The sequence below is a fragment of the Arthrobacter sp. Z4-13 genome (genome assembly GCF_054792705.1).
In genome coordinates this window covers 584719-608836 of the sequence record NZ_CP096459.1, presented here as the reverse complement: position 1 = coordinate 608836, position 24118 = coordinate 584719, and the positions used below count along the sequence as shown (strand labels likewise).

Below are 24118 nucleotides of genomic sequence, written 5' to 3'. Positions count from 1 at the left end.
ACCCGGGCGGCGATGTTGCTTGGATGGGGCGCATGACCACCACTGCAGCTGATCCAGCGCCCGCCCCCGGTTCCGGCAACATCTCCGGCAACACTTCCGGCATCGCACCCGAGCCCACTGACGAGAATGTCTGGCTCGAGGAGATTTACGGCGAGCAGCAGTTGGCCTGGGTGAAGGAACAGAATTCACGCACGGAGGACCTGCTGGAGGACGCCGAGTACGTGGAACTCGAGGGCGGCATCCTTGAGGTGCTGGACTCAACGGACCGGATCGCCATGGTGGGCAAGCGCGGTGACTGGTACTACAACTTCTGGAAGGACCAGCAGAACCCCAAGGGCCTGTGGCGCCGCACCACCTGGGACAGCTACTGCACCGAGACGCCGGACTGGGACGTCCTGCTGGACATCGACGCCCTGTCCGCCGCCGAGGGCGAAGAATGGGTCTTCCACGGGGCAACCTTCCTTCGTCCTGCCCCGGGCGAGCCTTACCGGCTGGCGCTGCTGGCCTTGTCGCCGGATGGCGGCGACGCCAACAGGTACCGGGAATTCGACGTTGAAACACGGACCTTTGTGGACCCCGCGCGGGGCGGCTTTGACCTGCCGACGGCGAAGGGCAACGTTTCGTGGCTGGACGCGGACACGCTGCTGGTCGCCTCCACCGCTGTGGGGCTTCCGAAAACGGCCTCCTCCTATGCCCGGACTGCCGTCACCCTTAAGCGCGGCACCTCCCTGCCCGAAGCGCCCCGCCTGTTCGAGGTGGCCGAGAACCACATGATGGCAGTGGTTGCCCACGACTCCACCCCGGGGTTCGAACGGACCTTTGCCGTTGACTACATCGATTTCTACAACCGGAGCAACGCTGTCCTGCGGGACGGCTCCTGGGTGGTGATCGACGTACCCACCGACGTCAACGTCAGCGCACACCGCGAATGGCTGCTGTTCCGCCCGCAGCAGGACTGGGTGCTCAACGGGTATACATACTCCGCAGGTTCGCTCCTCGCCGCGCCATTTGAGGACTACCTGGCCGGCTCGCGTGTTGTTTCGGTGCTGTTCACCCCGGACGCCACTACGTCACTGCAGTCCTGGAGCTGGACCCGGAATTTCCTTATGCTCAACCTCCTGAAAGATGTGTCCTCCGAAATTCGCATTCTCGACCCATCCCGGCCAACCGGTGCCGCTGACGCAGCCTGGGAGTCCTCTCTCCTTGATGCCTGCCCGCCGCTGCACGACGTCAACGCCTACGCCGTGGATGATGAAGACGAAACCGACGGCGCCGGGAACGACTTCTGGCTGATCGCCACGGGCTTCACCACCCCGAGCACGCTGATGCGGGGCACCTTGGAGCGCGGGACGCCGGGGACGCCCGCTGTGGTGAGCCGGCATGCGGCAGTCAAGACGTCGCCGTCGTTCTTTGCAGATGAAAACTATGAAGTGCAGCAGCACTTCGCCGTTTCCGACGACGGAACGCGGGTTCCGTATTTTCAGGTTGCCTCCCGCGGCCTTGCGCTGGACGGGCAGAACCCAACCCAGCTCTCCGGCTATGGCGGCTTTGAAGTTTCCCGCACTCCTGCGTACAGCGGGACGGTGGGCAGGGCGTGGCTGGAACGCCGGACGTCCACGTCCGCCGGCACCAACGGGGAAGCGCCGCACTCCCGGGGCGGCGTCTACGTCGTGGCCAACATCCGCGGGGGTGGCGAATACGGGCCGGGATGGCACCGTGCAGCCCTCCAGGAGAACCGGCACAAGGCGTACCAGGACTTTGCGGCCGTTGCGCGGCACCTCATCTCCCGCGGCGTTACCTCTCCGGAGCGGCTGGGCTGCGTAGGCGGGTCAAACGGCGGGCTGTTGGTGGGGAATATGCTGACCCAGTACCCCGAGCTGTTTGGAGCTGTATCCTGCGGCGTCCCGCTGCTGGACATGCGCCGTTACACCCGGCTGTCCGCAGGCCATTCATGGATTGCCGAGTACGGTGACCCTGACGTCCCGGAGCAGTGGGAGTTCATCAGGACTTTTTCGCCCTACCACCTGCTCAAGGACGGGGTGGAGTACCCGGAAACGTTCATCTGGACGGCCACCTCCGATGACCGGGTGGGTCCGGTACAGGCCCGCAAGATGGCTGCCCGGATGCTGGCCATGGGCATCCCGAACGTCTGGTTCCACGAAGCCCTTGAGGGCGGACACGCCGGAGCGTCGGACAACCGGCAGGCGGCGGCGCTGCAGGCCCGGAGCCAGCACTTCCTCTGGAAGGCGCTGGCCGGCGGGACCTCGTAGCGTTGGTTCTCGTGGTGCGGCGGGCGGTGCCCGCAGACGCCGAGCGGCTGGCGGAGGTCCATGCCAGCTGCTGGCAGGAGACGTACCGGGGCATGCTGTCCGATGAATTCCTGGCCGCACAGGGTCCCGAAACCCGGCTGCCGCTCTGGCGCCACCTCCTGGGAACGGCAGCGCCAGCGGAAGCGCCCGCGGAAGCGCCTGCGGAAGCGCCTGCGGAAGCATGGGTGGCCTGCGACGGCGGCACAGTAGTTGGGTTCGCCGGCATCCGGCGCGGGCCCGGCGGCGGCTCCTCCCACGAGTCAGGGCCGCCGTCGTCCGGGGACCTGGAACTGTGGGGCCTTTACCTGTTGGCGTCGCACCAGGGGCTGGGCTTGGGACGCCGTCTCCTGGAGGCAGCATTGGACGGCGCCGCGGCAAGCCTGTGGGTGGCAGCTGAGAACGGGCGGGCCATTGGCTTTTACAGGCACTTCGGGTTCGCACCCGACGGCGCCGCGGACGTGATCCCCGACTGGGAAAACCTGCGCGAAATCAGGATGGTGCGGCCCGGGCAGGCCCCGCGGCTGTAGGCGCCACTTCTCCAGGCAGCCACCGTTGCCGGGACTGCGACGCCCCGGGTGACCCGTTTTGCACTGCGTGCCACGTTCTGCGTATCCTTGGTGGGCTAGGAATAGCAATTGGAGACGTGCCAGAGCGGCCGAATGGGCTTCACTGCTAATGAAGTGTGGGGCACAACTCCACCGGGGGTTCAAATCCCCCCGTCTCCGCGTTTGGCCCCGGTCCTGGACCGGGGCCTTTTGCGTATCCGGGGCGGGTGCGCTCTCGTTGCCTCGGGGCCCTCCCGTTTCGGTTGCTTCCAGTCCGGCTGACTTTCAGTCCGGCCGCCTTTCAGTCCGGCCGCCTTTCAGTCCGTTGTACGGAAAGATTGCTGCCCGGATGCCGTGCCCGGTGCAATGATGAACGGATGGCAGCAGGCAATCGGGTGGAAGCCGGCAGAGTGGCGGCATGGAGTCCCCGCCTGGCGCTCCTGGTGGCTGCCACCTTCTTTATGGAGTTCCTCGATGGCACCATCCTCGCCACGGCTATTCCCAACATCGCTGCCGACTTCCGGGTTCCCGCGGCGGATGTGAACATCACGATGACGGCTTATCTGCTGACCGTTGCCACGGGCATCCCGCTCAGCGGCTGGCTGGCCGAACGGTTTGGCGCCCGCCGCATCTTTTGCCTGGCCATCGCAGTCTTCACCGTTGCGTCCCTGGCCTGTTCGCTCAGCCAGGACCTTCCGGCGCTCACCCTCAGCAGGATCGCACAGGGGCTGGGCGGCGCCATGATGGTTCCGGTCGGAACCCTTCTGGTCCTGCGCGGAACACCCAAATCGGAGCTTCTCCGTGCCACCGCATTCCTGGTGTGGCCGGGACTGCTGGCACCGGTCCTGGCACCGTTGGTGGGCGGTGCCCTCACCACCTACCTGTCCTGGCACTGGATCTTCCTGATCAACCTTCCGCTTGGTGTTGCGGCATTGATTGCCGCCCTGCGGGTGGTCCCGGCGGCGGCTGGCGATCACAGGCGGCGGCTGGATTGGCCGGGACTCTTCCTCGTCACACTCGGCATCGGCGCCCTGGTGGCAGGCCTCGAACTGGCGGGCATGCACGCCGAAGCTCCCTGGGCGGCAGTGAGCGCAGGCTCAGGTGCGGTTGCTGCCGTCGTTGCCCTGCTTTGGATGCGACGGACCCGCAATCCGCTCTTTGACCTCGGAGTGTTCCGCGCCCGCACATTCAGGGCCATGGCCACCGGCGGGTTCGCTTACCGGCTGACCATCAGCTCCGTCCCATTCCTTCTGCCGCTGATGTTCCAGGCCGGGTTCGGCTGGTCACCGCTGCACGCAGGCGCCATGGTGGCGGCCGTCTTCGTCGGAAACATCGGCATCAAGCCGGCCACCACCCCCCTGATCCGCCGGTTCGGCTTCAAGGCGATGCTCGTGTTTGCCTCGATAGCTTCTGCGGCCACCTTCGCCCTATGCGCCCTGCTCACGGCAGAGACCCCGGAGCCGCTGATCTTCGCCCTACTGGTCTGCAGCGGAGTCTTCCGCTCCATCGGCTTCTCGGCCTACGCTTCGATTCAATACGCGGACATCGCGCCGGCACAGCTCACCTCGGCGAACACCGTTTCTGCCACCCTGGTCCAGTTGGGCGCCGCTGCCGGCATCGCCGTGGCAGCCTTGCTGATCCGGCTGTTCGACGGATTCGGCACTTTTCCCGAGGACCCCGCCGGACCCTTCCGCGGCGCCTTCCTGGCCATGGCGGTGCTGATGCTTGCCAGCACGGCCGACAGCCTGTTCCTGCCACGGCATGCCGGTGCGGAAATCAGCCAGGGCAAGACCCAGCGGGTCTAGTCAGCCAGCCTGGGCAAGGACCAGCGGAAGCACAGCCCCGGCCCCAGCCTGCCGAAGAGCCCGCCCGGCAACCGTCAACGTCCACCGGCTGTCTGTCAGGTCATCGACCAGCATCACCGGCTGCCCCTGCACTGCGCCCAGGGCAGCTTCAAGCTCAGGACTCACCACAAGCCGGTCCCAAACCCCCGCCAGCCGGTAGGCGCTGTTGCCGCCACGGCCTCCCGTAGGACCGCCGTGCGCCAACTGCAGTCCGCCCAGGTAGGGAATGCGCCCGATCTCCGAAATTCCCCGGGCCAGTGAACTCACCAACTCCGGCTTGCTCCGCGACGGAATGCTCACGATCGCGGCGGGCCGGCCCGCCCCGCTCCAGCCGGGATTGCGGCCATCGCCGATGCCCCACTCCTTCAGGACCTGCACGCAGGCCTGGAGCATGGCTGGATCCACGGGCCGGTCTTCAGCTCCGGCCGCAAACAGCGCACGCAGGGCACCACCCCAGCCAAGATCCGTCAACCTGGCCAGGACGCGCCCTTCGGCGACGCCTTCCCCGGGCTTGAGCTTCCCCTTGACCGGGACGCCCAGGCGGTCCATGCCGCTGGGCCACTGCAGCCTGGCTTCCACTACCCCGCCTGCCCTGCTGAGGGTCTGGCCGGCGGCTTCCGTGGCTGTTTCGGCGATGTCGGCCCGGAACCAACGCCCGGCACAGTTGTCACACCGGCCGCAGGGGTGGGCTGTTTCGTCGTCGAGGACAGAGGTGATGTATTCCATCCGGCACCCGGCGGTGTCCTGGTAAATCACCATTGAATCCTGCTCGTCCACGCGTGCCTCGGCAATCCGCCGGTAGCGCTCGGCGTCGTAAATCCATGACTGGCCGGTGGACCGCCATCCGCCACCCACCCGTTCCACGGCGCCGTCAACGGACAGGACTTTCAGCAGCAGTTCCAGCGGAGTGCGGCGGAGGTCAACCCGCGCCTCCAGGGCGACCGTGGAGAGGGCACTGCCGGCTTCCGCCACGGCAGTGAGGACGGCCGCTGCTTTCTCCTCGGAGGGCATGGAGGCCGTGGCGAAGTACTGCCAGATGTCGCGGTCCTCCGAACCGGGAAGCAACAGGACATCGGCGTTGGCGGCGCCTCGGCCGGCACGGCCCACCTGCTGGTAGTAGGCCACCGGGGAGGACGGCGCCCCAAGGTGGACCACAAAGCCCAGGTCAGGTTTGTCGAAACCCATCCCCAGGGCTGAGGTGGCCACCAGGGCTTTGACCTGGTTGTCCTTCAGCAGTTGCTCAGCGCGTTCCCTGTCAGCGGGATCGGTGCGGCCGGTGTAGGGCAGTACCTCATGCCCGGCTTCGGCGAGTAGCCGGGCGGTGTCCTCGGCTGCCGAGACGGTCAAGGTGTAGATGATGCCGCTTCCGGGCAGATCGGCCAGGTGCGTCAGGAGCCAGCCCAGCCGCTGCTTCGAGTCCGGCAGGGACAGGACACCCATCCGCAGGGAGTCACGCCCCAGGGAACCGCGGATGGTGAGCACTCCGTCCCCAAGCTGTTCCTCGATGTCGTGCACCACCCTGGAGTTTGCCGTGGCGGTGGTAGCCAGCACCGGGACGGTGTCCGGCAACTGGGTGATCAGGTCCGCGATCCGCCGGTAATCGGGGCGGAAGTCGTGGCCCCAGTCGGAGATGCAGTGGGCCTCGTCGATAACCAGCAGGCCGGTCCGCCGGATAAGCTCCGGCAGCTGGGTTTCCCGGAAGGCCGGGTTGGTGAGCCGCTCCGGGGAGACCAGGAGCACGTCCACCTGGTCCGCGGCGAGCTGCTCCCGTACGTTGTCCCATTCCAGCTGGTTGGCGGAGTTGATGGCTACTGCACGCACCCCTGCCCGCGCAGCGGCCGCCACCTGGTCCCGCATCAGGGCCAGCAGCGGCGAAACGATGAGCGTGGGCCCGGCACCGCGGCGCCGCAGGAGCAGGGAGGCCACAAAATAGACGGCCGATTTCCCCCAGCCGGTGCGCTGGACCACCAAAGCCCGCCTGCCGCCGTCGACCAGCGCTTCAATGGCTTCAAACTGCCCCTCGTGGAAGGCGGCCTTGGGGTGCCCCACGAGCTCACGGAGCACCTCCAGCGCCTGCTGGTGGGTCGCGGAAGCGGATGCCGAATCAGGACCGGTGGATGGCACTGCAGAGTGCGGCGGAAGACCGTCAAAAATTGGGGCTGGGTCAGAGATTGCTGTGGCGTGCTGGTTATCGACCATTGATTCAGTATCCCAGCCGCCCCTGACACCAGGCACCGGGTGCTGCCCCATGTGGACAGGGCAGGAACATCACGGGCAGGTACCGCCGTCACATTGAGCGTTACCGGACCTGTCCTCCACAGCCACTTCCGCCCTCCACGTAAGATAAAGCCCGTGACTAGCGAAAAGACAACGACTTTTGACCTTTCGGCATCCTTCAAGGCGTACGACGTACGCGGCATTGTGGGCGAATCAATTACGGCCGAAATCGTCGAAGCCGTGGGGGCCGCGTTCGTGGACATCCTGCAGCTCCAGGGCCAGACCATCCTGGTGGGCGGCGACATGCGCCCCTCCTCCCCCGAGTTCAGCAAAGCCTTCGCCAGTGGCGCAACCGCACGCGGAGCCGACGTCGAGCTCCTGGACCTGATTTCCACCGACGAGCTTTATTTTGCCTGCGGTTACCTGAACCGTGCCGGCGCCACCTTCACCGCCAGCCACAACCCCGCCGGCTACAACGGCATCAAGATGTCCAAGGCCGGGGCGGTGCCTATCTCGTCCGAATCCGGCCTCAAGGACATTCAGGCCCTGGCCGAGCGATACCTCAACACCGGCTCCATCCCCGCCGCGGAAAAGCGGGGCCGAATCAGCGTCCGCGATGTGCTCAAGGATTACTCCGAGTACCTCCGCAAACTGGTGGACCTTTCCGGTTCCCGCCCCTTGAAGGTTGTGGTGGACGCCGGCAACGGAATGGCCGGCCTCACCACCCCGGCGGTGCTGGGCGACACCCTGCTCCCCAAGCTGCCCCTGGACATCGTTCCCCTGTACTTCGAACTGGACGGCTCGTTCCCCAACCACCCGGCCAACCCGCTGGAGCCGGAAAACCTCCGCGACCTGCAGGCGGCAGTCCTCCAGCACGGAGCGGACATCGGCCTGGCCTTCGACGGCGACGCTGACCGCTGCTTCGTCATCGACGAGAAGGGCGAGCCGGTCTCGCCGTCGGCCATCACCGGAATGGTGGCCCGCCGCGAAATTGCCCGCGCCAAGGCGCTGGGCGAAACAACCCCCACGATCATCCACAACCTCCTCACCTCCCGCGCCGTCGCTGAGCTGGTGGAGCACGACGGCGGCCGTGCGGTCCGCACGCGCGTGGGCCATTCCTTCATCAAGGCAGTCATGGCAGAGGAAGGAGCGGTGTTCGGCGGAGAACACTCAGCCCACTTCTACTTCCGCGATTTCTGGAACGCGGACACCGGCATGCTCGCGGCAATGCACGTCCTGGCCGCCCTGGGCGAGCAGGACGGGCCGCTGTCCGAGCTGGGGCGTGAGTACGAACCTTACGTATCGTCGGGTGAGATCAACTCCGAAGTTGAAGACAAAGCCGCAGCTGTCGAGCGGGTACGCCTCGCATTTGCAGAGGAAGACCTCACCATCGACGGGATGGACGGCAGCACGTTCACGTCCAACGACGGCACCTACTGGTTCAACCTGCGCCCGTCCAACACCGAGCCGTTCCTCCGGCTCAACGCAGAAGCCACGGACCGGGCCACCATGGAGCGGGTCCGGGACCGCGTCCTGTCGATTGTCCGGGCCTAGTCCACGGATGGCTGAGGACACGGGATTGGACTCCGGAAAAGGTACCGGCGGGCCAGCGTCCTGGCGGGACTCCGTTCCCGAAAGCACGGCCACGGACCTTGAGAACCTTTTGGGGACGGGCATCAGCGCCGCGCAGGAGCAGCTTCAGCGCAACGGCGGCTTCCTGCCCTTCGCCCTGACGGTTCAGAACGACGGTGAGGTCCGCCTGGTTGCCGTTTCCCCGGCGGATGCGGAGGAAGGCTCCGGCGGTGACTTTGACGCCGATGCCATGATCAGCGACCTCACCGCCCTGCTTCGCCAAAACCGGGAAGACTTCCGGGCCGCGGCAGTGGTCTGCGACATCCTTCTGGTGGAGGAGGACTCGGACGCCATCCATGTGGCAACCGAACACCGAGAGGGCCCGGTGTTCGCCGCCGTCCTGCCCTACTCTGCCGACGCCGCCACCCGGACCTGGGAGTTCGGCGAGCTTGCGGCCGACGCCAGCGAGCCCGTTATCTGGGTGGACTAGACCGGCGCCCGCCATGAAGATCAACGCCTTTGCCGATGTGAGCCTGCGGGCCCTGATGGTGCTCGCGGCCGCCCCTGGCGGGGCCCTGCTCACCACGCAAAATATTGCCGACACCGTGGGAACCCCCTACAACCACGTCAGCAAGGCAATGGCGAAACTGCGCAACATGGGGCTGATTGAGGTGGAGCGCGGCCGCACCGGCGGTTCCCGGCTGAGCCATGCCGGCCGGTTTGCCACCGTTGGACAGATCCTGCGCCAGCTCGATACCCGCGCCGACGCGGCAGAATGTGTTGCACCCAGCGGCAACTGCCCGCTCATCAACGAATGCAGGCTCCGGACCGCCCTGTCCCGGGCCCGTGAGGCGTTTTACCGCGAACTGGACGGCGTGGTGATCGCCGATCTTCCGGCGTCCCGGCAGATGGCCCCCGTCTTCGAAATGATTGGCCTTCGGCCCGGGCTGTAGCTCCCGCAACCTCTTGATCCCGGCGCGTACGGCTCATCCGGCAGAGCGCCGCCGTAAGATTTGATTTCCTATTTCTACACGGTGTAGAAATTGGCATGAATACACGCATATCCCATGCATGTATTCAACAAGGCCGGACGAAGGCCCCGGCCGCTACCTCAGGAGTTCCTATGCTCTCGGACAAATCCCGCCCTGTCATCGAGGCCACGCTGCCGCTCGTGGGGTCACGCATCAGTGAAATCACACCGAAGTTTTACCAGCGGCTGTTCGCGGCGCATCCCGAACTTCTGGACGGCCTCTTCAGCCGCTCCAACCAGCGCTCCGGCAACCAGCAGCAGGCGCTGGCCGGCAGCATTGCGGCCTTCGCCACGCACCTCGTCAACAACCCCGGCACCCTTCCCGAGACTGTGCTTTCGCGCATCGCCCACCGGCACGCCTCCCTCGGTATCACGGAACCGCAGTACCAGGTGGTCTACGAGCACCTGCTCGCGGCCATCGCCGAAGACCTCGCAGAGGTCATCACACCGGAGATTGAGGAAGCCTGGACCGAGGTGTACTGGCTCATGGCGGACGCATTGATCAAACTCGAGAAGGCACTGTACGCAGGCCAGGCCAACGACAGGATGTGGATGCCGTGGCGGGTGACTGCGAAAACCCCTGCCGGCGCCCACTCCATGACCTTCACCCTTGAGCCCGCAGACGGCGCCCCGGTGACTCCGGCGCTCCCCGGCCAGTACATCAGCGTGAAGGTGGTCCTGCCCGAAGGACTCCGCCAGGTGCGCCAGTACTCCCTGTCCGGCGAGGCCGGGACCAGCCGCAGCTTCACCACAAAACTGGACGACGGCGGCGAAGTTTCCCCCGTCCTTCACACCAGCGCGCAGGTAGGCGACATCCTGGAGATCTCCAACCCGTACGGCGAGATCACCCTCAAGGACGGCGACGGCCCGGTGGTACTGGCTTCCGCCGGCATCGGCTGCACCCCCACTGCGTCCATCCTGCGGTCGCTAGCCGAAACCGGCTCCGACCGGCAGGTGCTGGTGCTTCACGCGGAAAGCACCCTGGACAGCTGGGCGCTTCGCAGCCAGATGACGGCCGACGTCGAGCGCCTGCAAGGCGCCGAGCTGAAGCTTTGGCTGGAACAGCCGGAGGCAGGGGCCCATGAAGGGTTTATGTCCCTGCGCGAAGTGGACCTTCCGGCCGATGCCTCCCTGTACCTCTGCGGCCCGCTGCCGTTCATGAAGAACATCCGCAACGAGGCAATCAACGCCGGCATCCCGGCCACCCGGATCCACTACGAGGTTTTCGGACCGGATATCTGGCTGGCAAACTAGCCACGCACCCTTGGATACGACGGCGGCCCCGCACCTTTCACTGGAAAGGTGCGGGGCCGCCGTCACACTGCTAAGGATGTGGTCCAGGGCGGGTGGGCCACCGCTGCCGAGGGGCCCCAATCGAGCTTGCGGGATTGGGGAGGCAGCGCGGACTAGCCCAGACGGGACTTCAGGCTGGTGAGCTCGGACTGCAGCGCATCGGGCAGGGACCCGCCGAAGTTGGCAAACCATTCCTCGATGGAGGCGAGTTCCTTGGACCACTCGGCGGGGTCCACCTTGACCGCTTCCTCCACCTGGGCCGGGGTCATGTCCAGTCCTTCGAGGTCGATGGCATCACCGGCAGGTACAAAACCGATGGGGGTCTCGACGGCTTCCGCTTTGCCCTCAAGGCGCTCGATGGCCCATTTGAGGACACGGGCGTTGTCGCCAAATCCGGGCCACGCGAAACCGCCCTCAGAGTTGCGGCGGAACCAGTTGACCAGGAAGATCTTGGGCAGCCGCTCGGGGTTGGCCTTCGCAGAGAGGTTGACCCAGTGGTTCAGGTAGTCGCCTGCGTCGTAGCCAATGAAGGGCAGCATGGCCATGGGGTCGCGGCGCACCACACCGACGGCACCTGCAGCTGCCGCAGTGGTTTCCGAGGACAACGTTGCGCCCATAAAGATGCCGTTGGACCAGCTGCGGGCCTCGGTGACCAGCGGGATGGTGGTCTTGCGCCGGCCGCCGAACAGGATGGCGGAAAGCTCCACGCCGTTGGGGCTGTGGTACTCCTCGGCGAGCATGTCGATCTGGTCGATCGGCGTGCAGAAACGTGAGTTGGGGTGGGCGGCAGGCTTGTCGGAGTCCGAAGTCCAGGAGTTGCCCTGCCAGTCAGTAAGGTGCGCAGGCACCTCGTCCGTCATGCCCTCCCACCAGACACCGCCGTCGTCGGTCAGCGCCACGTTGGTGAAGATGCTGTTGCCCTTGGCGATGGCGCGCATGGCGTTGGGGTTGGTGCCCCAGCCCGTGCCCGGGGCAACGCCGAAAAGGCCTGCCTCGGGGTTGACTGCGCGCAGTTCACCTTCCTTGCCGAACCGCATCCAGGTGATGTCGTCGCCGAGGGTTTCGACTTTCCAGCCCTTGATGGTGGGATCCAGGAGGGCAAGGTTGGTCTTTCCGCAAGCGGACGGGAACGCAGCGGAGACGTAGTACGTCTTCTGTTCAGGCGAGGTGAGCTTGAGGATCAGCATGTGCTCGGCCAGCCAGCCCTCATCGCGCGCCATCACGGAGGCGATGCGCAGGGCGTAGCACTTCTTGCCCAGCAGCGCGTTGCCGCCGTAGCCCGAGCCGAAGGACCAGATGGACCGCTCTTCCGGGAAGTGGACAATCCACTTGTCCGGGTTGCAGGGCCAGGGAACGTCCGCCTGGCCGGGTGCCAGCGGCGCGCCCAGGGAGTGGAGGGCGGGAACGTAGAACGCGTTCGTTTCGGTGATGCGGTTCAGGACGTCGGTGCCGATGCGTGCCATGATGCGCATCGAGGCAACCACGTAGGCGCTGTCCGTGATCTCAACGCCGAACTTGGGATCCTCGGCGTCGAGGTGGCCCATAACGAACGGAATGACGTACATGGTCCGGCCGCGCATGGACCCGGCGAACAGGCCGCGGAGCTTGTCCTTCATCTCCGCCGGCGCCATCCAGTTGTTCGTGAACCCGGCGTCATGCTCCTTCTCGGAGCAGATGAAGGTCTGCTCCTCCACGCGGGCCACGTCAGCGGGATCGGAGAAGGCCGCGAATGAGTTGGGGAACAGTTCCTGGTTCAGGCGGGTCAGTGTTCCTGCTGCCACCAGCTCGTCAGTAAGACGGGTGTTCTCCTCTTCGGAGCCGTCAACCCAGTAGATCCGGTCCGGCTGCGTAAGCTCAGCAACCTCTTCGACCCATGCCAGCAGACCGGCATGTGTGGTGGGTGCTTTCTCAAGCAGCGACTTCTGCGCCAGATCGCCCATTTCGGTTCCCTTCCTCGGGTTCATCGGTGTGTGCTAAATGCTATGGTCCGGACCACTGGAGATTTTTGGACGTATGCTGAGCATTCAGCGCAGCCAAAATGCCTTTCCGCGGGAATTCAAGGAATTTCAGGCTCAAATCGTACAATAAAGTGACGAAGGTCACCTATACCGGTCTAGTCGCGGAGATTACATGCCGTTCGATTTGGCATCGTGGCCAACCCTCGCGTAAAGTAATTCGAGGTTCAGGGAGAGCGGTTCTTCTCCCCGGACACAAAATGCGCCCATAGCTCAGCTGGATAGAGCGTCTGTCTACGGAACAGAAGGTCAGGGGTTCGAATCCCTTTGGGCGCACAGACAAGGTCCGCACCGGTTCGCCGGTGCGGACCTTTTGCGTTGCGCTGATTTCCTGCGTTGGGTTAGCGGCCGCCCTTGGCTAAGTGCCCTTGCTTTCCGCTGGCCCAGCCTTCACCAAGAGTTTCGTGATGTGGGCCACTGCGGGCTTTTCCCAATCCGGACCCGGCCCCGGATCCCCGGCGTAGGCTTTCCCCATGATGCCCGAGGCAATTTCGCCTGAATTTGATGTTGTGGTGATCGGTGCCGGCGCCGTCGGGGAAAACGTGGCGGACCGGGTGGTACAAGGTGGCCTCACCGCCGTGCTGGTGGAAGCGGAACTGGTCGGCGGCGAATGCTCCTACTGGGCGTGCATGCCGTCCAAAGCCCTGCTCCGCCCCGGCACCGCCCTCCATGGCGCGCAGACCGCACCTGGAGCCAAGGAAGCAGTGACGCGCACCCTTGACACCGCTGCCGTCCTGAAGCGCCGGGACGCCCTCGCGTCCAACTGGCAGGATGACGGCCAGGTCAAGTGGGTTGAGGACACAGGCATCGAACTGATCCGGGGCCATGCGTGGCTGACTGCGCCCAGGTCGGTCGAAGTCACAGGGCTCGACGGTAACTCCTACCAGCTTCAGGCGCGTCATGCGGTGGTGCTGGCCACCGGTTCAGCACCCAACACTCCCCCTGTTGAGGGGCTCCAGGACGTGCCGGTGTGGGGCACCCGGGAGGCAACCTCAGCGAAGGAAGTGCCGCCCCGGCTGGCAGTGCTGGGCGGCGGAGTCGCCGGCACAGAGCTGGCCCAGGCGTACGCCCGGCTGGGCTCAGCAGTAACGCTCGTGGCGCGCAGCGGGCTGCTCGCAAACTTCCCGGCGGAAGCAGCAGACCTTGTCGCGGCCGGGCTGCGGGCCGACGGCGTTGAGATCCGGCTCAACACATCTGCGGAAAGCATCAGCGAGAACGACGACGGCACGCTGAGCCTGCAACTCGGTGACGGTTCCAGCGTGACCGCCGAAAAGGTCCTCGTGGCCACAGGCCGGCATCCCGCCTTGGAAGGCCTCGGGCTGGAGCGCGTGGGATTCGAGCCGAACGAGGACGGGCACCTCACCCTGCGCACGGACAATTCGGGGCTGGTGGAAGGAGCTCCCGGCGGGGACCCCTGGCTTTATGCAGTGGGTGACGCCGCCGGCAAGAACCTGTTCACGCACCAGGGAAAGTACGAGGCCCGCGCCACCGGAGACGCCATCGCCGCCCGGGCCAAGGGCGAACTGGCAGGCGCCGCCGGGGACTGGAGCCGCTTCGCGCAAACTGCCAACGAACATGCTGTACCCAGTGTTGTCTTCACCGACCCGGAGCTGGCCACCGTCGGGCGCACCCTGGAAGTCGCGCTGAAGGACGGCTACAACGCCTCTTCCGTTGAACTTCCCATCCAAGTGGCCGGATCTTCCCTGCACTCGGAGAACTACGAGGGGTGGGCGCAACTGGTGGTTGACGAGGACCGCAGCGTTCTCCTCGGAGCCACGTTCGCCGGGCCGGACGTGGCGGAACTCCTGCACGCGGCCACCATCGCGGTGGTGGGCGAAGTGCCACTGGACCGGCTGTGGCATGCGGTTCCCTCCTACCCCACCATCAGCGAGGTCTGGCTGCGCCTGCTGGAGAAGTACGGGCTGTAGCGGCTCTATTTGAACTGACTGGTCAGTTTGAATAAACTGGGTGCAGAACACCACCGCGAAAGGCACCCTTGCTTCTGGCCCAGCAGCTCCATGTCCGCGGCCGCCGGGATCCCCTACTCCCGGCGACCTCCCTCAAGGCACCCCGCGGGAAGCTGCTACTCGCCTGCGGGGACCGGCAGGATCGGCGGACCGCGCTGGCCCTTGTGCTCAGCGGCCGGATGAAGGCCAACGGAGGCTCCGTCGGCTGGGACGGCGGCCGTGGGATCAGGCCGCTCCGCATGGCCAGTGCGCTGGTGGATGCCCCCGGCGTCAATGAACCCGAGCGGCACCTCAGCGTGCGCGACCTGGTGACCGAGGACCTGGCCCTGGTCCCCCGCCGCTACCGGGGCGCCTTGCTCAGCAGTCCATGGCTCAAGGTGAACAGCTTCGAGGACATCGCGGACCTGTGGATTGAGCAGCTCGAGCCTTCCCGCCGGCTGGAACTCCTGACAGCACTGGCACTGGCCAACCCGCATACGGACTTGCTGGTGGTCGACTCCCCCGACCGGCACACCGCCACTCCCCACAGCTGGCTGCCGCGCCTGCAGCAGCTGGCGTCCGACGCCGGCCGGCCGCTCGCCGTCGTCGCTACCGTTTCTGCCCTGCCGCCGTCCTGGTCCGGACCCGCCGCCGCAATTGGCAACGCCGTGCCCCGCGAGCTTGCACCCGCGGCGGAGGCCGGGCCGGCAAGGCCCACTGCTGCCCACGAATCTGCACTCGAAACTGAGGATACCAAGTGACAGTACTGCGGCTGGCCCGCTCCGAACTCAAGCGGATGACAAGTGGGCTGCTGCCGAAGCTGACCATCCTCGCGCTGACCATGGTCCCCCTCCTATATGGCGCCGTGTATCTCTACGCCAACTGGGACCCGTACGGCAACCTGGACCAGATCGACGCCGCGCTGGTGGTGGAGGACGCCGGCGCCACCGCCGGTGACGGCTCGGAGCTCCAAGCCGGCAAGGAAGTGGCGGAGAGCCTGGTGGACGGCAATGTCTTTCACTGGATCCCCGTGGAAGGCGCGAACGAAGCGGACGAGGGCGTTGCAAGCGGCAAGTTCGCCTTCGCGCTGAAAATACCTCAGGACTTTTCGGCCCACCTCGTATCCCCCGGCAGCTTCGATTCCGCCAGCCAGGCCATGCTCAACGTCACCACCAACGACGCCAACAACTACCTGCTGAGCACCATCGTGGACAAGCTGACCACCTCCGTCCACAGCACTGTTGCTGCCGACGTCGGCGAACAAACCGCAAACCAGCTGCTCACGGGCTTCGGCACCATCCACACGCAGATGGTCAAGGCGGCAGACGGCGCCGGCCGGCTCGCCGACGGCGTGGCCGCACTCCGGGACGGCACTGTCACCCTTCACGATGGAGCCGCCGGCCTGAGCAAAGGCACCGACGGCCTTTACGCAGGCCAGCTCAAACTGCGCGACGGCGCCAACCAGCTGACCGATGGCGCCGGCCAGTTGAGCAGCGGGCTCTCCGTCCTGAAAGACAAAACTGCGGCGTTGCCCGGCGACTCACAGACCCTGGCGGCCGGCGCCGCGGAGGTGGCCGCCGGAACTGCGCAGCTGAACACCAAGGTCCAGGACGTGGCCGCGCAGCTGGAGGCGGCGGACCAGGGACTACGCGCCCGTGTGGTGGAGTCCAACACCAGACTTATTACCTCCGGAGTACTCACCCAGGCCCAGGCGGACAGCATCCTGGCCGACTTCGACTCGGTGGCAGCATCCAACCCTGTGGCAGCAGCCAAAACGACAATCCAGACAGACGCTGCCCAGATCCAGCAGCTGGCAGACGGCGCCGAGTCCGTCAGCGTAGGTGCGGCACAATTGGCCGCCGGCACCCCGGCACTGAAAGACGCCCTTACACAGGCATCAGGAGGCGCAGACAAGCTCCACACCGGCGCGGCAACGCTGGCCACCGGCGAGCAGACGGCACTGGACGGCGCCGGCGCACTGGCAGAGGGCGCCCACAAGCTCAAAGCCGGTGCAGCGCAACTCGAGGAAGGGGCGGGTTCGGCCGCGGAAGGGTCCCGGACCCTGGCCGACGAGATTGGCAGGGGCGCAGTTCAGGTTCCGAATCCGAATGACGCCCAGAAGGGCAACCTGTCGCGGGTCATCGCCGATCCGGTGGCGGTCAGCAACGTTTCGCAGGCGAAGGCTGGGTCCTACGGAGCCGGGCTGGCTCCGTTTTTCCTCACCCTCGCCTTGTGGATCGGCATTTTTATGCTGATCCAGGCCATGCGGCCCCTTACGCAGAGAGCGCTGGCGTCCAACGCCCGTTCCTGGAAAATCGCCCTCGGCGGCTGGCTGCCCTTCCTGGCCGTCTCGGTGGTGCAGGCCACCCTCCTCACCCTCGTGGTCAACCTCGCACTGGGCCTCGACGCAGCCCATCCCATCCTGATGTGGCTCTTTATGCTGGCCTCGGCCATGGCCTTCAGCGCCATCATCCAGGGAGTCGTGGCGCTGCTGGGCTCACCGGGAAAGCTTGTTGTGCTGATCCTGCTGGTCCTGCAGCTGGTGTCCTCAGGCGGTACCTTCCCCTGGCAAACCACACCACAACCCCTCCACGTGGTGCACGAGATCCTGCCCATGGGCTACGTGGTCACCGGAATGCGGCACCTCATTTACGGAGCAGACCTGTCCATGATTGTTCCCACCGTGCTGGGACTTGCGGGGTACACAGCACTGGGGCTGGTGATGTCCACCCTCGCCGTACGCAAGGGCAAATACTGGACGCTCAAGACGCTGAAGCCGGAGATAGCAGTATGAGCGGCCGCGATTCTGAAGCAGGGAAGGAAAATCCGGAGCCGACGAAAAGACTCCGCCCTGCCCGGACAACTGCCACCCGGCAGAAGCTCTTTGATGCTTCCATGGAGCTGATCGGAGAGCGCGGCGCAGCCGGCGTGACCGTTGATGAGATCGCAGCTGCTGCGGGCGTTTCCAAGGGAACGGTCTACTACAACTTCGGCAGCAAATCCGACCTCATTGCCCAACTGCTGCGCCATGGTGTGGATATCCTCAAGGCCCGCCTGCTGAAGGCATCAGAGGGGGCGGTGTCCGACGACGGGGCATCAGGAAGCGCGGCTGCAGACAGCGGGACCCGCCTGGACCCATTGCTGGCAATGGAGGCGATGATTGGCCAGGCCATGGACTTCATGGCTGATTACCCGTCCTTCGCCCGGTTGTGGGTCAGCGAGAACTGGCGTACGCCCAGCGAGTGGCAGGGTACGTTTACGCTCCTGCGCGCCGAACTCCTGGCGGTCATCGGCGACGCAGTGGAAGACGTTGTCAAGGCCTACCCGGTGGATTCGTCTGTCTCGCGGGGCAGCCTGGAAACAGCCATTTTTGGTGCCTGTTTCGTGGTGGGTCTGGACCGTCAGACCTACAACCCGGAGCGCACCCGTGACCAAAGTGTTGCAGCAATCATGGCCATTATGCGCGGCTACGTGCTGAAGCAATCCCCTTCTCGGGGATGATGGTGAACATGCGTCACATGGGGAACAGCGGAAAGTTTGCGGTCATCACCGGCATGGTGGCTGCCGGGCTGCTGGTCCTGACGGGCATGACGCTGGCGGAGCCCGTGTTCATCGCGTTCCTCGGCGTCCTCGGCCTCGCTTACCTGGCCTGCATCGTGGAAGTACTGCGCCGCCGCCGCTTCGTTATACTCGTCATCGCCGGCCTGTCCACCAGCCTGGCGATAGGGGGATCGCTCGCTTTCCTGAGCACTTGGGAGCTGGCCTTCGCCGACGACACCTCGCTGTTCGGCACCCCGCTGCCCACCTCGGACCCGGATAACTACTTCTTCCTGGCCGCGCTGTCCCTGCTGACGGCGCTGGCGGCGCTGTTCGCGGGCGCTGTGTGGCCGGGGCACCCGCGCAGCTCTCAACAATCCCGGGCTGCTGGCTCCCGAACCGCTCCCCGCGGCAGCAACGCCCCGAGGAGAACACCAGCCCGGCAAACCAGCGCTTCGCAGCCGCGCACCCCGTCGAGTGGGCGTGCCCCCGGGCGGCAGCCGACGTCGTCCGCCCGGCAGGTGCCCCAGCGACAAAGTGCTGCGAAGCAAAGCACAGCGATGCAAGGTGCGGCGAAGCAGCCGCAGCGCCGTCCGGCGCCAAGGAAATAGCCTGCCTTAGTGGGACCGCGGAACCTTGAACTTGGTGATGCGTGCGTCCTGCCCGTCCAGCTCCGCCCAGGACTTTTCGGTTTCGAGGACGGTGAGTGCGCTGGTGGGGTACCTCGTCGCGGCGTCCATGTAGGCGTCATGGTCGGAATCACGGGAGGCGAGGTGCATGGCCAGGTCCTGCACGCCCGGCAGGTGCGCGATCAGCATCAGCGTGGTGACCGTGTCCGGAACATGGTTGACCACAGTGAGCATCCGGAGCGCTGAAGCGGCGTAGAGGCCGTTTTCGAGCTTGGGCGTGGGGGCCTTGTCCCCCAGCTCGGAACACACCCAGGTGCAGGTCTGCCGGGTCCGCAAGGCGCTTGAGCACAGGATGAAGTCCGGAACAACGTTGTGCTTAAGCAGCCAGCGACCGGCAAGGGGCGCCTCCCTGTGGCCCCGCTCTTCCAGAGGCCGCTCATGATCCGCCACGCCACCAGGCCAATCGGCCTTGGCATGGCGCATGATCACAAGGCGTCGAAGATGGTGCTGGCTCATCGCCCAAGCCTATAGCCAGCCAATGCACAGCCGGCGGGCTAACGCTTGGTTCAGCGTGAGCTAGATCGAGTATTCCGGAGCGGCCCAGACAACAACCTCGGGGTGCTCGTAGAACCGGTAGCCCTGGCCGCGGACGGTGCGCACGGTGTTGGCGAGGCGGCCCAGCTTGGAGCGGAGGCGGCGGATGTGGACGTCGATGGTGCGCTCGTTGGGGACTTCCTCGGCGTTGCGCCATAGGCCTTCGAGCAGTTCGTCACGGCCCACGGTGCGGGTGCCGTTTTCCACGAGGTAGTTCAGGAGTTCGAACTCCTTGAACGTGAGGTTCAGGGATTCACCGTCGAGGTGCACTTCGCGGCGGGCGAGGTCGATCAGGACGCCGGAGGGACGCGGTTCCTGGGGCTGCTGCGGCCGGGGGGTCTCGCTACGCTGACGGGTATTGACGGTGGGATCACCGAACGTGGAGCGGACGACGTCGAGCGCTGAGCCGGGTGTGCCGGCCGGAGCGACAGCGACAGCGGCGTAGCTCTCGGCTCCGGTTACCAGGGACTGGGCGTAGGCGCGGATTTCCTGGGCAAGCTTGGCAATGGAGGTGCCGGCAGCGGCCGCGGTTTCCTCATCGATCCCCATGTACAGAACGAATCCGCGCGCAACGTTGTCGTTGGCCACGGGGCGGACCGGGTTCGGGCCGGCCACTACGGGGGTGGGAGCAGTGACGGGCGCAGACTCGGCCGGCGGGACTGCGCGGAGCTGGCCGTAGGAGTTGGGGTTATAGCCCTGGGAGCCGTATCCCGCGCCGGGAAAGCTGCTTCCCGAAGTTGCGGGAGCGAGCGCGGTGCGTGGTCCGAAGCCGGGGCGGAGGCCCGAAGGCTGGCCACCCTTGGCGGCGTTACGGACAGAAATGTGGACGTATCCGGATGCAACTGACATGGATTGCTTACCTCAATGTGAATGGCCGTCATCGCGGCTCGAATGCTGGGTTCCCCGCAATGAATTTGGGGAGGGACGCCCGACGCTGGGCTGGGGGCGTATGCCTACTAACTTCGAGGGGTGGGAAGATCAGGCGTACATTCGACAACAGCGCGTGTCGGCAGCAGCGGATGTGCTGGGCCAATGGTCTGCGGCTGCAGGTGCTGTTGAGTTCTTGTTCACAATGGAAGTGTGCAGCGTAACAATGCGAACTTGCAAGTAACAATGGACGCTTTGGTCCGCATATTGAGACAAAAGCGCTTAATGTGCCGCAGATCACAATTCTGAGCAATGGTCAGATTACTGATTATTGGCCTAACTTTTGGACCGCAGGCGTGCTTTGGCTGAACATAATTCGGCCGCACCCTTGTGCAAGGTCTTTTTCTTCAGACGTGCCGGGAATGCTGAAATCGCCCTAAAGCGTGCGCGCCTATGTCCAGCGGCACCCGGATTTCAGCTCTCCCATCCGGACGGGTCCCCTATCCGCGCCCTGGTGGTCGACGACGAGCCAAGCCTCTCCGAGCTCATGAGCATGGGTCTGCGCATGGCCGGCTGGTCGGTGGCAGTGGCCGCCGACGGCCCTGAGGCAGTGAAACTGGCCAAGGACTTCCGCCCGGACGTCCTGGTTCTTGACGTGATGCTCCCAGGGTTCGACGGCGTCGAGCTGCTGGGAAGGATCCGCACCTTCGCGCCCGAGGTACCAGCGTTGTTCCTCACAGCCAAGGACGCAATCCAGGACAGGATCGTGGGACTGGCGGCCGGCGGCGACGACTACGTCACCAAGCCTTTCAGCATGGAGGAGGTCCTGCTTCGGCTGCACCGCCTGGTCCAGCGCTCCGGAGTTGCCGCCATGGATACAGCCGAGCTGGTGGTGGGCGACCTGGTGCTCAACGTGGATACCCGGGAGGTGACGCGGGCGGGCGAGGAGCTGCAGCTCACGGCCACCCAGTTCGAGCTGCTCCGGTACCTCATGGAGAATCCCAAGCGCGTCATCAGCAAGGCCCAGATCCTGGACCGTGTGTGGGACTACGACTTCGGCGGCCAAGCCAACATTGTGGAGCTCTACATCTCCTACCTGCGCAAAAAGGTGGACGCCGTGCATCCGCCAATGATCCACACCGTGCGCGGTGCCGGGTACGTCATCAAGCCTGCGGAGTAGGCGAACCATGGCGTCACCCCGGGCAACCGGACCGCACCGCCGGAGCTGGCTCAGGCCCGGCACCTGGCACTTGCGCACCCGTCTCGTCCTTCTGGCCATGGCCCTGCTGATCGCGATTTGCGGTGCAGTGGGCGTTGCCAGCTATGCCTCCATGAATGCATTCCTCACCCGCCAGCTGGACGAACAACTGAGCCAGGCGGCGGAGCGCTCCAACAATCCGGGCCGACCTCCGGGCGGGGGATTCAACGGACGCGACCCGCTTGACGCCCGCGGCCAAAGCGTGGGAACCATGAACGCCCGCATCCTGAATGGCCAAGTCACCGGCGGCGGATACCTCACCTCGGACACCACACGCTCTGCGCTTTCCAGTGAAGACAAGCAGGCCCTGCTGGCACTGGTGACGGATGCGCAGCCAGTGGACCGCACCCTGTCATTTGGTGATTACCGGCTGATAGCGGTGCAAACCAACTTCAGTGATGTCCTGGTGACCGGACTCCCCCTCGCCGGCAAGCAAAGCACGCTCACTTCCCTGGTGTGGACGTTTGTTTTCGTCTCCTTGGGCGGTCTGCTGCTGATCGGGCTGGTGGGCACCGTACTCATCCGCCGCACCATGAAGCCCCTCGAACAATTGTCCGAGGTTGCGACGCGGGTCTCGAAGTTGCCGCTCGATGCCGGCGAGGTGGCACTCGCGGAGCGTGTCCCGCCGTCGAACTCCAATCCGGGAACGGAAGTAGGCAGCGTGGGGCACGCGCTCAACCTCATGCTGGAAAACGTGGCAAATGCGCTGCAGGCGCGGCAGAAGATCGAAACGAAGGTGCGGCAGTTTGTGGCCGACGCCTCCCACGAGCTCCGTACTCCCCTGACCGCCATCCGCGGCTACACCGAACTGATGAGGATGACCGAGGATTTCACCCCCGACGGCGCAAAGTCGCTGGCCCGTGTGCAGAGCCAGTCGGAGCGGATGACCGCCTTGGTTGAAGACCTGCTGCTGCTGGCCCGGCTCGATGAAGGCCAGCCGCTGAAGCTCAGCGAGGTGGACCTCACGCAGCTGGTGGTCGAAAGCGTCAGTGACGAAAAGGTGATGGCACCCGGCCACAACTGGCGGCTGCAGCTTCCGGACGAGCCTGTTGTGGTCAACGGTGACCCCTCCCAGCTGCGCCAGGTGCTGATGAATCTGTTGTCGAACGCACGCAAACACACCCCGGAAGGAACCACGGTTGTTACGGGAGTGGCCAGGACAGTGGAGGGTGCTGCGCTGGTAACGGTAACGGACGACGGCGGCGGGATCCCTGCAGGGTTCGTGGACCATGTCTTTTCACGTTTCGCCCGCGCAGATGCGGCGCGTAAGGGCGCGGGAGGCCAGTCCGGGGCTTCAGCGGCTGAAGGGACGAGCGGACTTGGGTTGTCCATCGTGGAGTCCATCGTCGAGGCCCACGGAGGAAGGGTAACGGTGACATCACGGCCGGGGCGCACCGAATTCGCCTTGCGGCTACCGACCCGGTGACCGTAGCGACAAGGCGACGCGCCGCCACCGTGATCTCTGTTACCAAAATGTGACTTGAGCTTCGAATTCCTGTACCGTCGTTTAGGTACGGTTCCCGTTCGGGTCGTATATCCGGATGACGCCAAGCTCTGCCACTTCCCGGATTTCTCTTGAACCAAGGCAGAGGCGGGGGACCCACCGTCCCGGGCACTGATTGCCCTTGGGGTTAAGCCAGCACGTGATCTTTCCGTCTGGCCGGATGCCCTCATCCGAACCCGACAGCTAACTCCGCAGGTGTGAGAGGCGATTCATCATGTTCAAATTCCTGGCACAGCCACGCCCGAAAAACGAGTCTGCACCGCAGGCCGCACCGGAAACCGGCAAAATCCCTTCCCTCGGCAAGCGCGCCGCTGTGGTGGCCGCGTCATGCGCACTCCTCATTGGAGTGGGAGCCGCGGGACAGGCGACCGAATCCAGCATCCGCGTAGCAGCCACCGAGACGCAGGCCGCCGAGGCGCAGTCCAACCTCAGCATCGAGAAGAGCGAGATCACGGCGAAGCCTGCGCCTGAGCCCGCCGCGCCGGAGATAGCTGTAGCCCCGCAGGCTGCCGAGCCCGCACCGGCCCCTAAGCGCGCGCCGGCACCCGCTCCGGCCCCTAAGCCCGCACCGGCACCTGCGCCTAAGCCTGCGCCTGCTCCGGCCCCTAAGCCCGCTCCTAAGCCTGCGCCCGTCGTCGCGGTCAATGATCCCGCCGGCGCCCAGGCTTACGCCGCCGGCCAGCTGGCGAAGTACGGATGGGCTCCTGACCAGATGCAGTGCCTGAAGACCCTGTGGACCAAGGAGTCGGACTGGACCACCACGGCCACCAACCCGAGCAGCGGCGCCTACGGCATCGTCCAGTCCCTGCCGGCTGAGAAGATGGCCAGCGCGGGTGCGGACTACCGCACCAACTACCGCACCCAGATCAACTGGGGCCTGAACTACATCCAGGAGCGCTACCAGTCCCCGTGTGGCGCGCTGAACTTCCACCTGTCGAACAACTGGTACTAAACCCAC

At 65.4% G+C, this 24118-nt stretch carries 19 protein-coding genes, 2 tRNA genes and 1 riboswitch; of the genes, 17 read left to right on the top strand and 4 right to left on the bottom strand.

From position 1 onward, the window contains the following. The first annotated feature begins 32 nt into the window (after positions 1-32). From M1E07_RS04785 to M1E07_RS04770, 4 genes are all read left to right on the top strand, one after another. Positions 33-2270 carry a prolyl oligopeptidase family serine peptidase gene (locus M1E07_RS04785; protein WP_461189135.1) on the top strand — a complete coding sequence of 746 codons (2238 nt, stop codon included), beginning with the start codon at positions 33-35 and terminating at the stop codon, positions 2268-2270. 26 nt (positions 2271-2296) lie between these two features. After that, positions 2297-2836: a GNAT family N-acetyltransferase gene (locus M1E07_RS04780; RefSeq protein ID WP_461189134.1), complete on the top strand. Its 540-nt coding sequence runs from the start codon at positions 2297-2299 to the stop codon at positions 2834-2836. A 110-nt stretch (positions 2837-2946) separates the two neighbouring features. After that, a tRNA-Ser gene (locus M1E07_RS04775) sits at positions 2947-3034 on the top strand. A 197-nt stretch (positions 3035-3231) separates the two neighbouring features. After that, positions 3232-4659 carry an MFS transporter gene (locus M1E07_RS04770; RefSeq protein WP_461189133.1) on the top strand — a complete coding sequence of 476 codons (1428 nt, stop codon included), beginning with the start codon at positions 3232-3234 and terminating at the stop codon, positions 4657-4659. Here the strand turns inward: M1E07_RS04770 and M1E07_RS04765 are convergent, their stop codons facing one another. Continuing rightward, a complete protein-coding gene (locus M1E07_RS04765; protein ID WP_461189132.1) occupies positions 4660-6897 on the bottom strand; it encodes a RecQ family ATP-dependent DNA helicase in 2238 nt (745 codons plus the stop codon). A gap of 153 nt (positions 6898-7050) precedes the next feature. Here M1E07_RS04765 and M1E07_RS04760 point away from each other — a divergent pair, with 153 nt between their 5' ends. The 4 genes from M1E07_RS04760 (at position 7051) to M1E07_RS04745 (ending at position 10771) form a co-directional block, all read left to right on the top strand. Further along, complete coding sequence (locus M1E07_RS04760) at positions 7051-8469, top strand: phosphomannomutase/phosphoglucomutase (protein WP_461189131.1); 1419 nt, start codon at positions 7051-7053, stop codon at positions 8467-8469. Positions 8470-8476: 7 nt separating this feature from the next. After that, complete coding sequence (locus M1E07_RS04755; RefSeq protein WP_461189130.1) at positions 8477-8977, top strand: hypothetical protein; 501 nt, start codon at positions 8477-8479, stop codon at positions 8975-8977. 13 nt (positions 8978-8990) lie between these two features. After that, on the top strand, positions 8991-9440 hold the full coding sequence (locus tag M1E07_RS04750; RefSeq protein ID WP_461189129.1) for an RrF2 family transcriptional regulator: 450 nt from the start codon (positions 8991-8993) through the stop codon (positions 9438-9440). Positions 9441-9610: 170 nt separating this feature from the next. Continuing rightward, positions 9611-10771, top strand: coding sequence for a globin domain-containing protein (locus M1E07_RS04745; RefSeq protein ID WP_461189128.1), 1161 nt, complete (start codon positions 9611-9613; stop codon positions 10769-10771). 152 nt (positions 10772-10923) lie between these two features. Here the strand turns inward: M1E07_RS04745 and M1E07_RS04740 are convergent, their stop codons facing one another. After that, positions 10924-12750, bottom strand: coding sequence for a phosphoenolpyruvate carboxykinase (GTP) (locus M1E07_RS04740; RefSeq protein ID WP_461189127.1), 1827 nt, complete (start codon positions 12748-12750; stop codon positions 10924-10926). Positions 12751-13027: 277 nt separating this feature from the next. Between M1E07_RS04740 and M1E07_RS04735 the strand changes: the two genes are divergently transcribed. The 6 genes from M1E07_RS04735 (at position 13028) to M1E07_RS04710 (ending at position 18919) form a co-directional block, all read left to right on the top strand. After that, positions 13028-13101, top strand: a tRNA-Arg gene (locus M1E07_RS04735). A gap of 197 nt (positions 13102-13298) precedes the next feature. Further along, entirely contained in the window at positions 13299-14753 is a 1455-nt protein-coding gene (locus M1E07_RS04730; RefSeq protein ID WP_461189126.1) for a dihydrolipoyl dehydrogenase family protein, read from the top strand. Between the two features lie 68 nt (positions 14754-14821). Continuing rightward, complete coding sequence (locus M1E07_RS04725) at positions 14822-15532, top strand: ABC transporter ATP-binding protein (RefSeq protein WP_461189125.1); 711 nt, start codon at positions 14822-14824, stop codon at positions 15530-15532. After that, positions 15529-17565 (top strand): YhgE/Pip family protein, encoded by a 2037-nt coding sequence (locus M1E07_RS04720; protein WP_461189124.1) that lies wholly within the window; start codon positions 15529-15531, stop codon positions 17563-17565. The genes M1E07_RS04725 and M1E07_RS04720 overlap by 4 nt, the downstream gene beginning before the upstream one ends. Then, positions 17562-18272: a TetR/AcrR family transcriptional regulator gene (locus M1E07_RS04715; protein ID WP_461189123.1), complete on the top strand. Its 711-nt coding sequence runs from the start codon at positions 17562-17564 to the stop codon at positions 18270-18272. The genes M1E07_RS04720 and M1E07_RS04715 overlap by 4 nt, the downstream gene beginning before the upstream one ends. A 17-nt stretch (positions 18273-18289) precedes the next feature. Beyond that, positions 18290-18919, top strand: coding sequence for a hypothetical protein (locus tag M1E07_RS04710; protein ID WP_461189122.1), 630 nt, complete (start codon positions 18290-18292; stop codon positions 18917-18919). A gap of 6 nt (positions 18920-18925) precedes the next feature. Here the strand turns inward: M1E07_RS04710 and M1E07_RS04705 are convergent, their stop codons facing one another. Together M1E07_RS04705 and M1E07_RS04700 are read right to left on the bottom strand one after the other, a co-directional pair. Next, on the bottom strand, positions 18926-19453 hold the full coding sequence (locus M1E07_RS04705; RefSeq protein WP_461189121.1) for a SixA phosphatase family protein: 528 nt from the start codon (positions 19451-19453) through the stop codon (positions 18926-18928). A gap of 60 nt (positions 19454-19513) precedes the next feature. Next, positions 19514-20380: a winged helix-turn-helix domain-containing protein gene (locus M1E07_RS04700; RefSeq protein WP_461189120.1), complete on the bottom strand. Its 867-nt coding sequence runs from the start codon at positions 20378-20380 to the stop codon at positions 19514-19516. Positions 20381-20828: 448 nt separating this feature from the next. On the opposite strand from M1E07_RS04700, the gene M1E07_RS04695 reads away from it, so the two are divergent. From M1E07_RS04695 to M1E07_RS04685, 3 genes are all read left to right on the top strand, one after another. Beyond that, entirely contained in the window at positions 20829-21578 is a 750-nt protein-coding gene (locus M1E07_RS04695; protein WP_461190327.1) for a response regulator transcription factor, read from the top strand. A gap of 7 nt (positions 21579-21585) precedes the next feature. Continuing rightward, complete coding sequence (locus M1E07_RS04690) at positions 21586-23082, top strand: sensor histidine kinase (protein ID WP_461189119.1); 1497 nt, start codon at positions 21586-21588, stop codon at positions 23080-23082. Between the two features lie 142 nt (positions 23083-23224). After that, positions 23225-23369, top strand: a riboswitch (cyclic di-AMP (ydaO/yuaA leader). A 5-nt stretch (positions 23370-23374) separates the two neighbouring features. Next, positions 23375-24112 carry an aggregation-promoting factor C-terminal-like domain-containing protein gene (locus tag M1E07_RS04685; protein ID WP_461189118.1) on the top strand — a complete coding sequence of 246 codons (738 nt, stop codon included), beginning with the start codon at positions 23375-23377 and terminating at the stop codon, positions 24110-24112. Positions 24113-24118: the final 6 nt, after the last annotated feature.

Excerpts from the sequence above, each read along its gene's own strand:
- M1E07_RS04785 (WP_461189135.1), top strand. The coding sequence starts at position 33 with ATGACCACCACTGCAGCTGATCCAGCGCCCGCCCCCGGTTCCGGCAAC.
- M1E07_RS04770 (WP_461189133.1), top strand. The coding sequence starts at position 3,232 with ATGGCAGCAGGCAATCGGGTGGAAGCCGGCAGAGTGGCGGCATGGAGT.
- M1E07_RS04765 (WP_461189132.1), bottom strand. The coding sequence starts at position 6,897 with ATGGTCGATAACCAGCACGCCACAGCAATCTCTGACCCAGCCCCAATT.
- M1E07_RS04755 (WP_461189130.1), top strand. The coding sequence starts at position 8,477 with ATGGCTGAGGACACGGGATTGGACTCCGGAAAAGGTACCGGCGGGCCA.
- M1E07_RS04750 (WP_461189129.1), top strand. The coding sequence starts at position 8,991 with ATGAAGATCAACGCCTTTGCCGATGTGAGCCTGCGGGCCCTGATGGTG.
- M1E07_RS04745 (WP_461189128.1), top strand. The coding sequence starts at position 9,611 with ATGCTCTCGGACAAATCCCGCCCTGTCATCGAGGCCACGCTGCCGCTC.
- M1E07_RS04740 (WP_461189127.1), bottom strand. The coding sequence starts at position 12,750 with ATGGGCGATCTGGCGCAGAAGTCGCTGCTTGAGAAAGCACCCACCACA.
- M1E07_RS04730 (WP_461189126.1), top strand. The coding sequence starts at position 13,299 with ATGATGCCCGAGGCAATTTCGCCTGAATTTGATGTTGTGGTGATCGGT.
- M1E07_RS04715 (WP_461189123.1), top strand. The coding sequence starts at position 17,562 with ATGAGCGGCCGCGATTCTGAAGCAGGGAAGGAAAATCCGGAGCCGACG.
- M1E07_RS04710 (WP_461189122.1), top strand. The coding sequence starts at position 18,290 with ATGGGGAACAGCGGAAAGTTTGCGGTCATCACCGGCATGGTGGCTGCC.
- M1E07_RS04705 (WP_461189121.1), bottom strand. The coding sequence starts at position 19,453 with ATGAGCCAGCACCATCTTCGACGCCTTGTGATCATGCGCCATGCCAAG.
- M1E07_RS04700 (WP_461189120.1), bottom strand. The coding sequence starts at position 20,380 with ATGTCAGTTGCATCCGGATACGTCCACATTTCTGTCCGTAACGCCGCC.
- M1E07_RS04690 (WP_461189119.1), top strand. The coding sequence starts at position 21,586 with ATGGCGTCACCCCGGGCAACCGGACCGCACCGCCGGAGCTGGCTCAGG.
- M1E07_RS04685 (WP_461189118.1), top strand. The coding sequence starts at position 23,375 with ATGTTCAAATTCCTGGCACAGCCACGCCCGAAAAACGAGTCTGCACCG.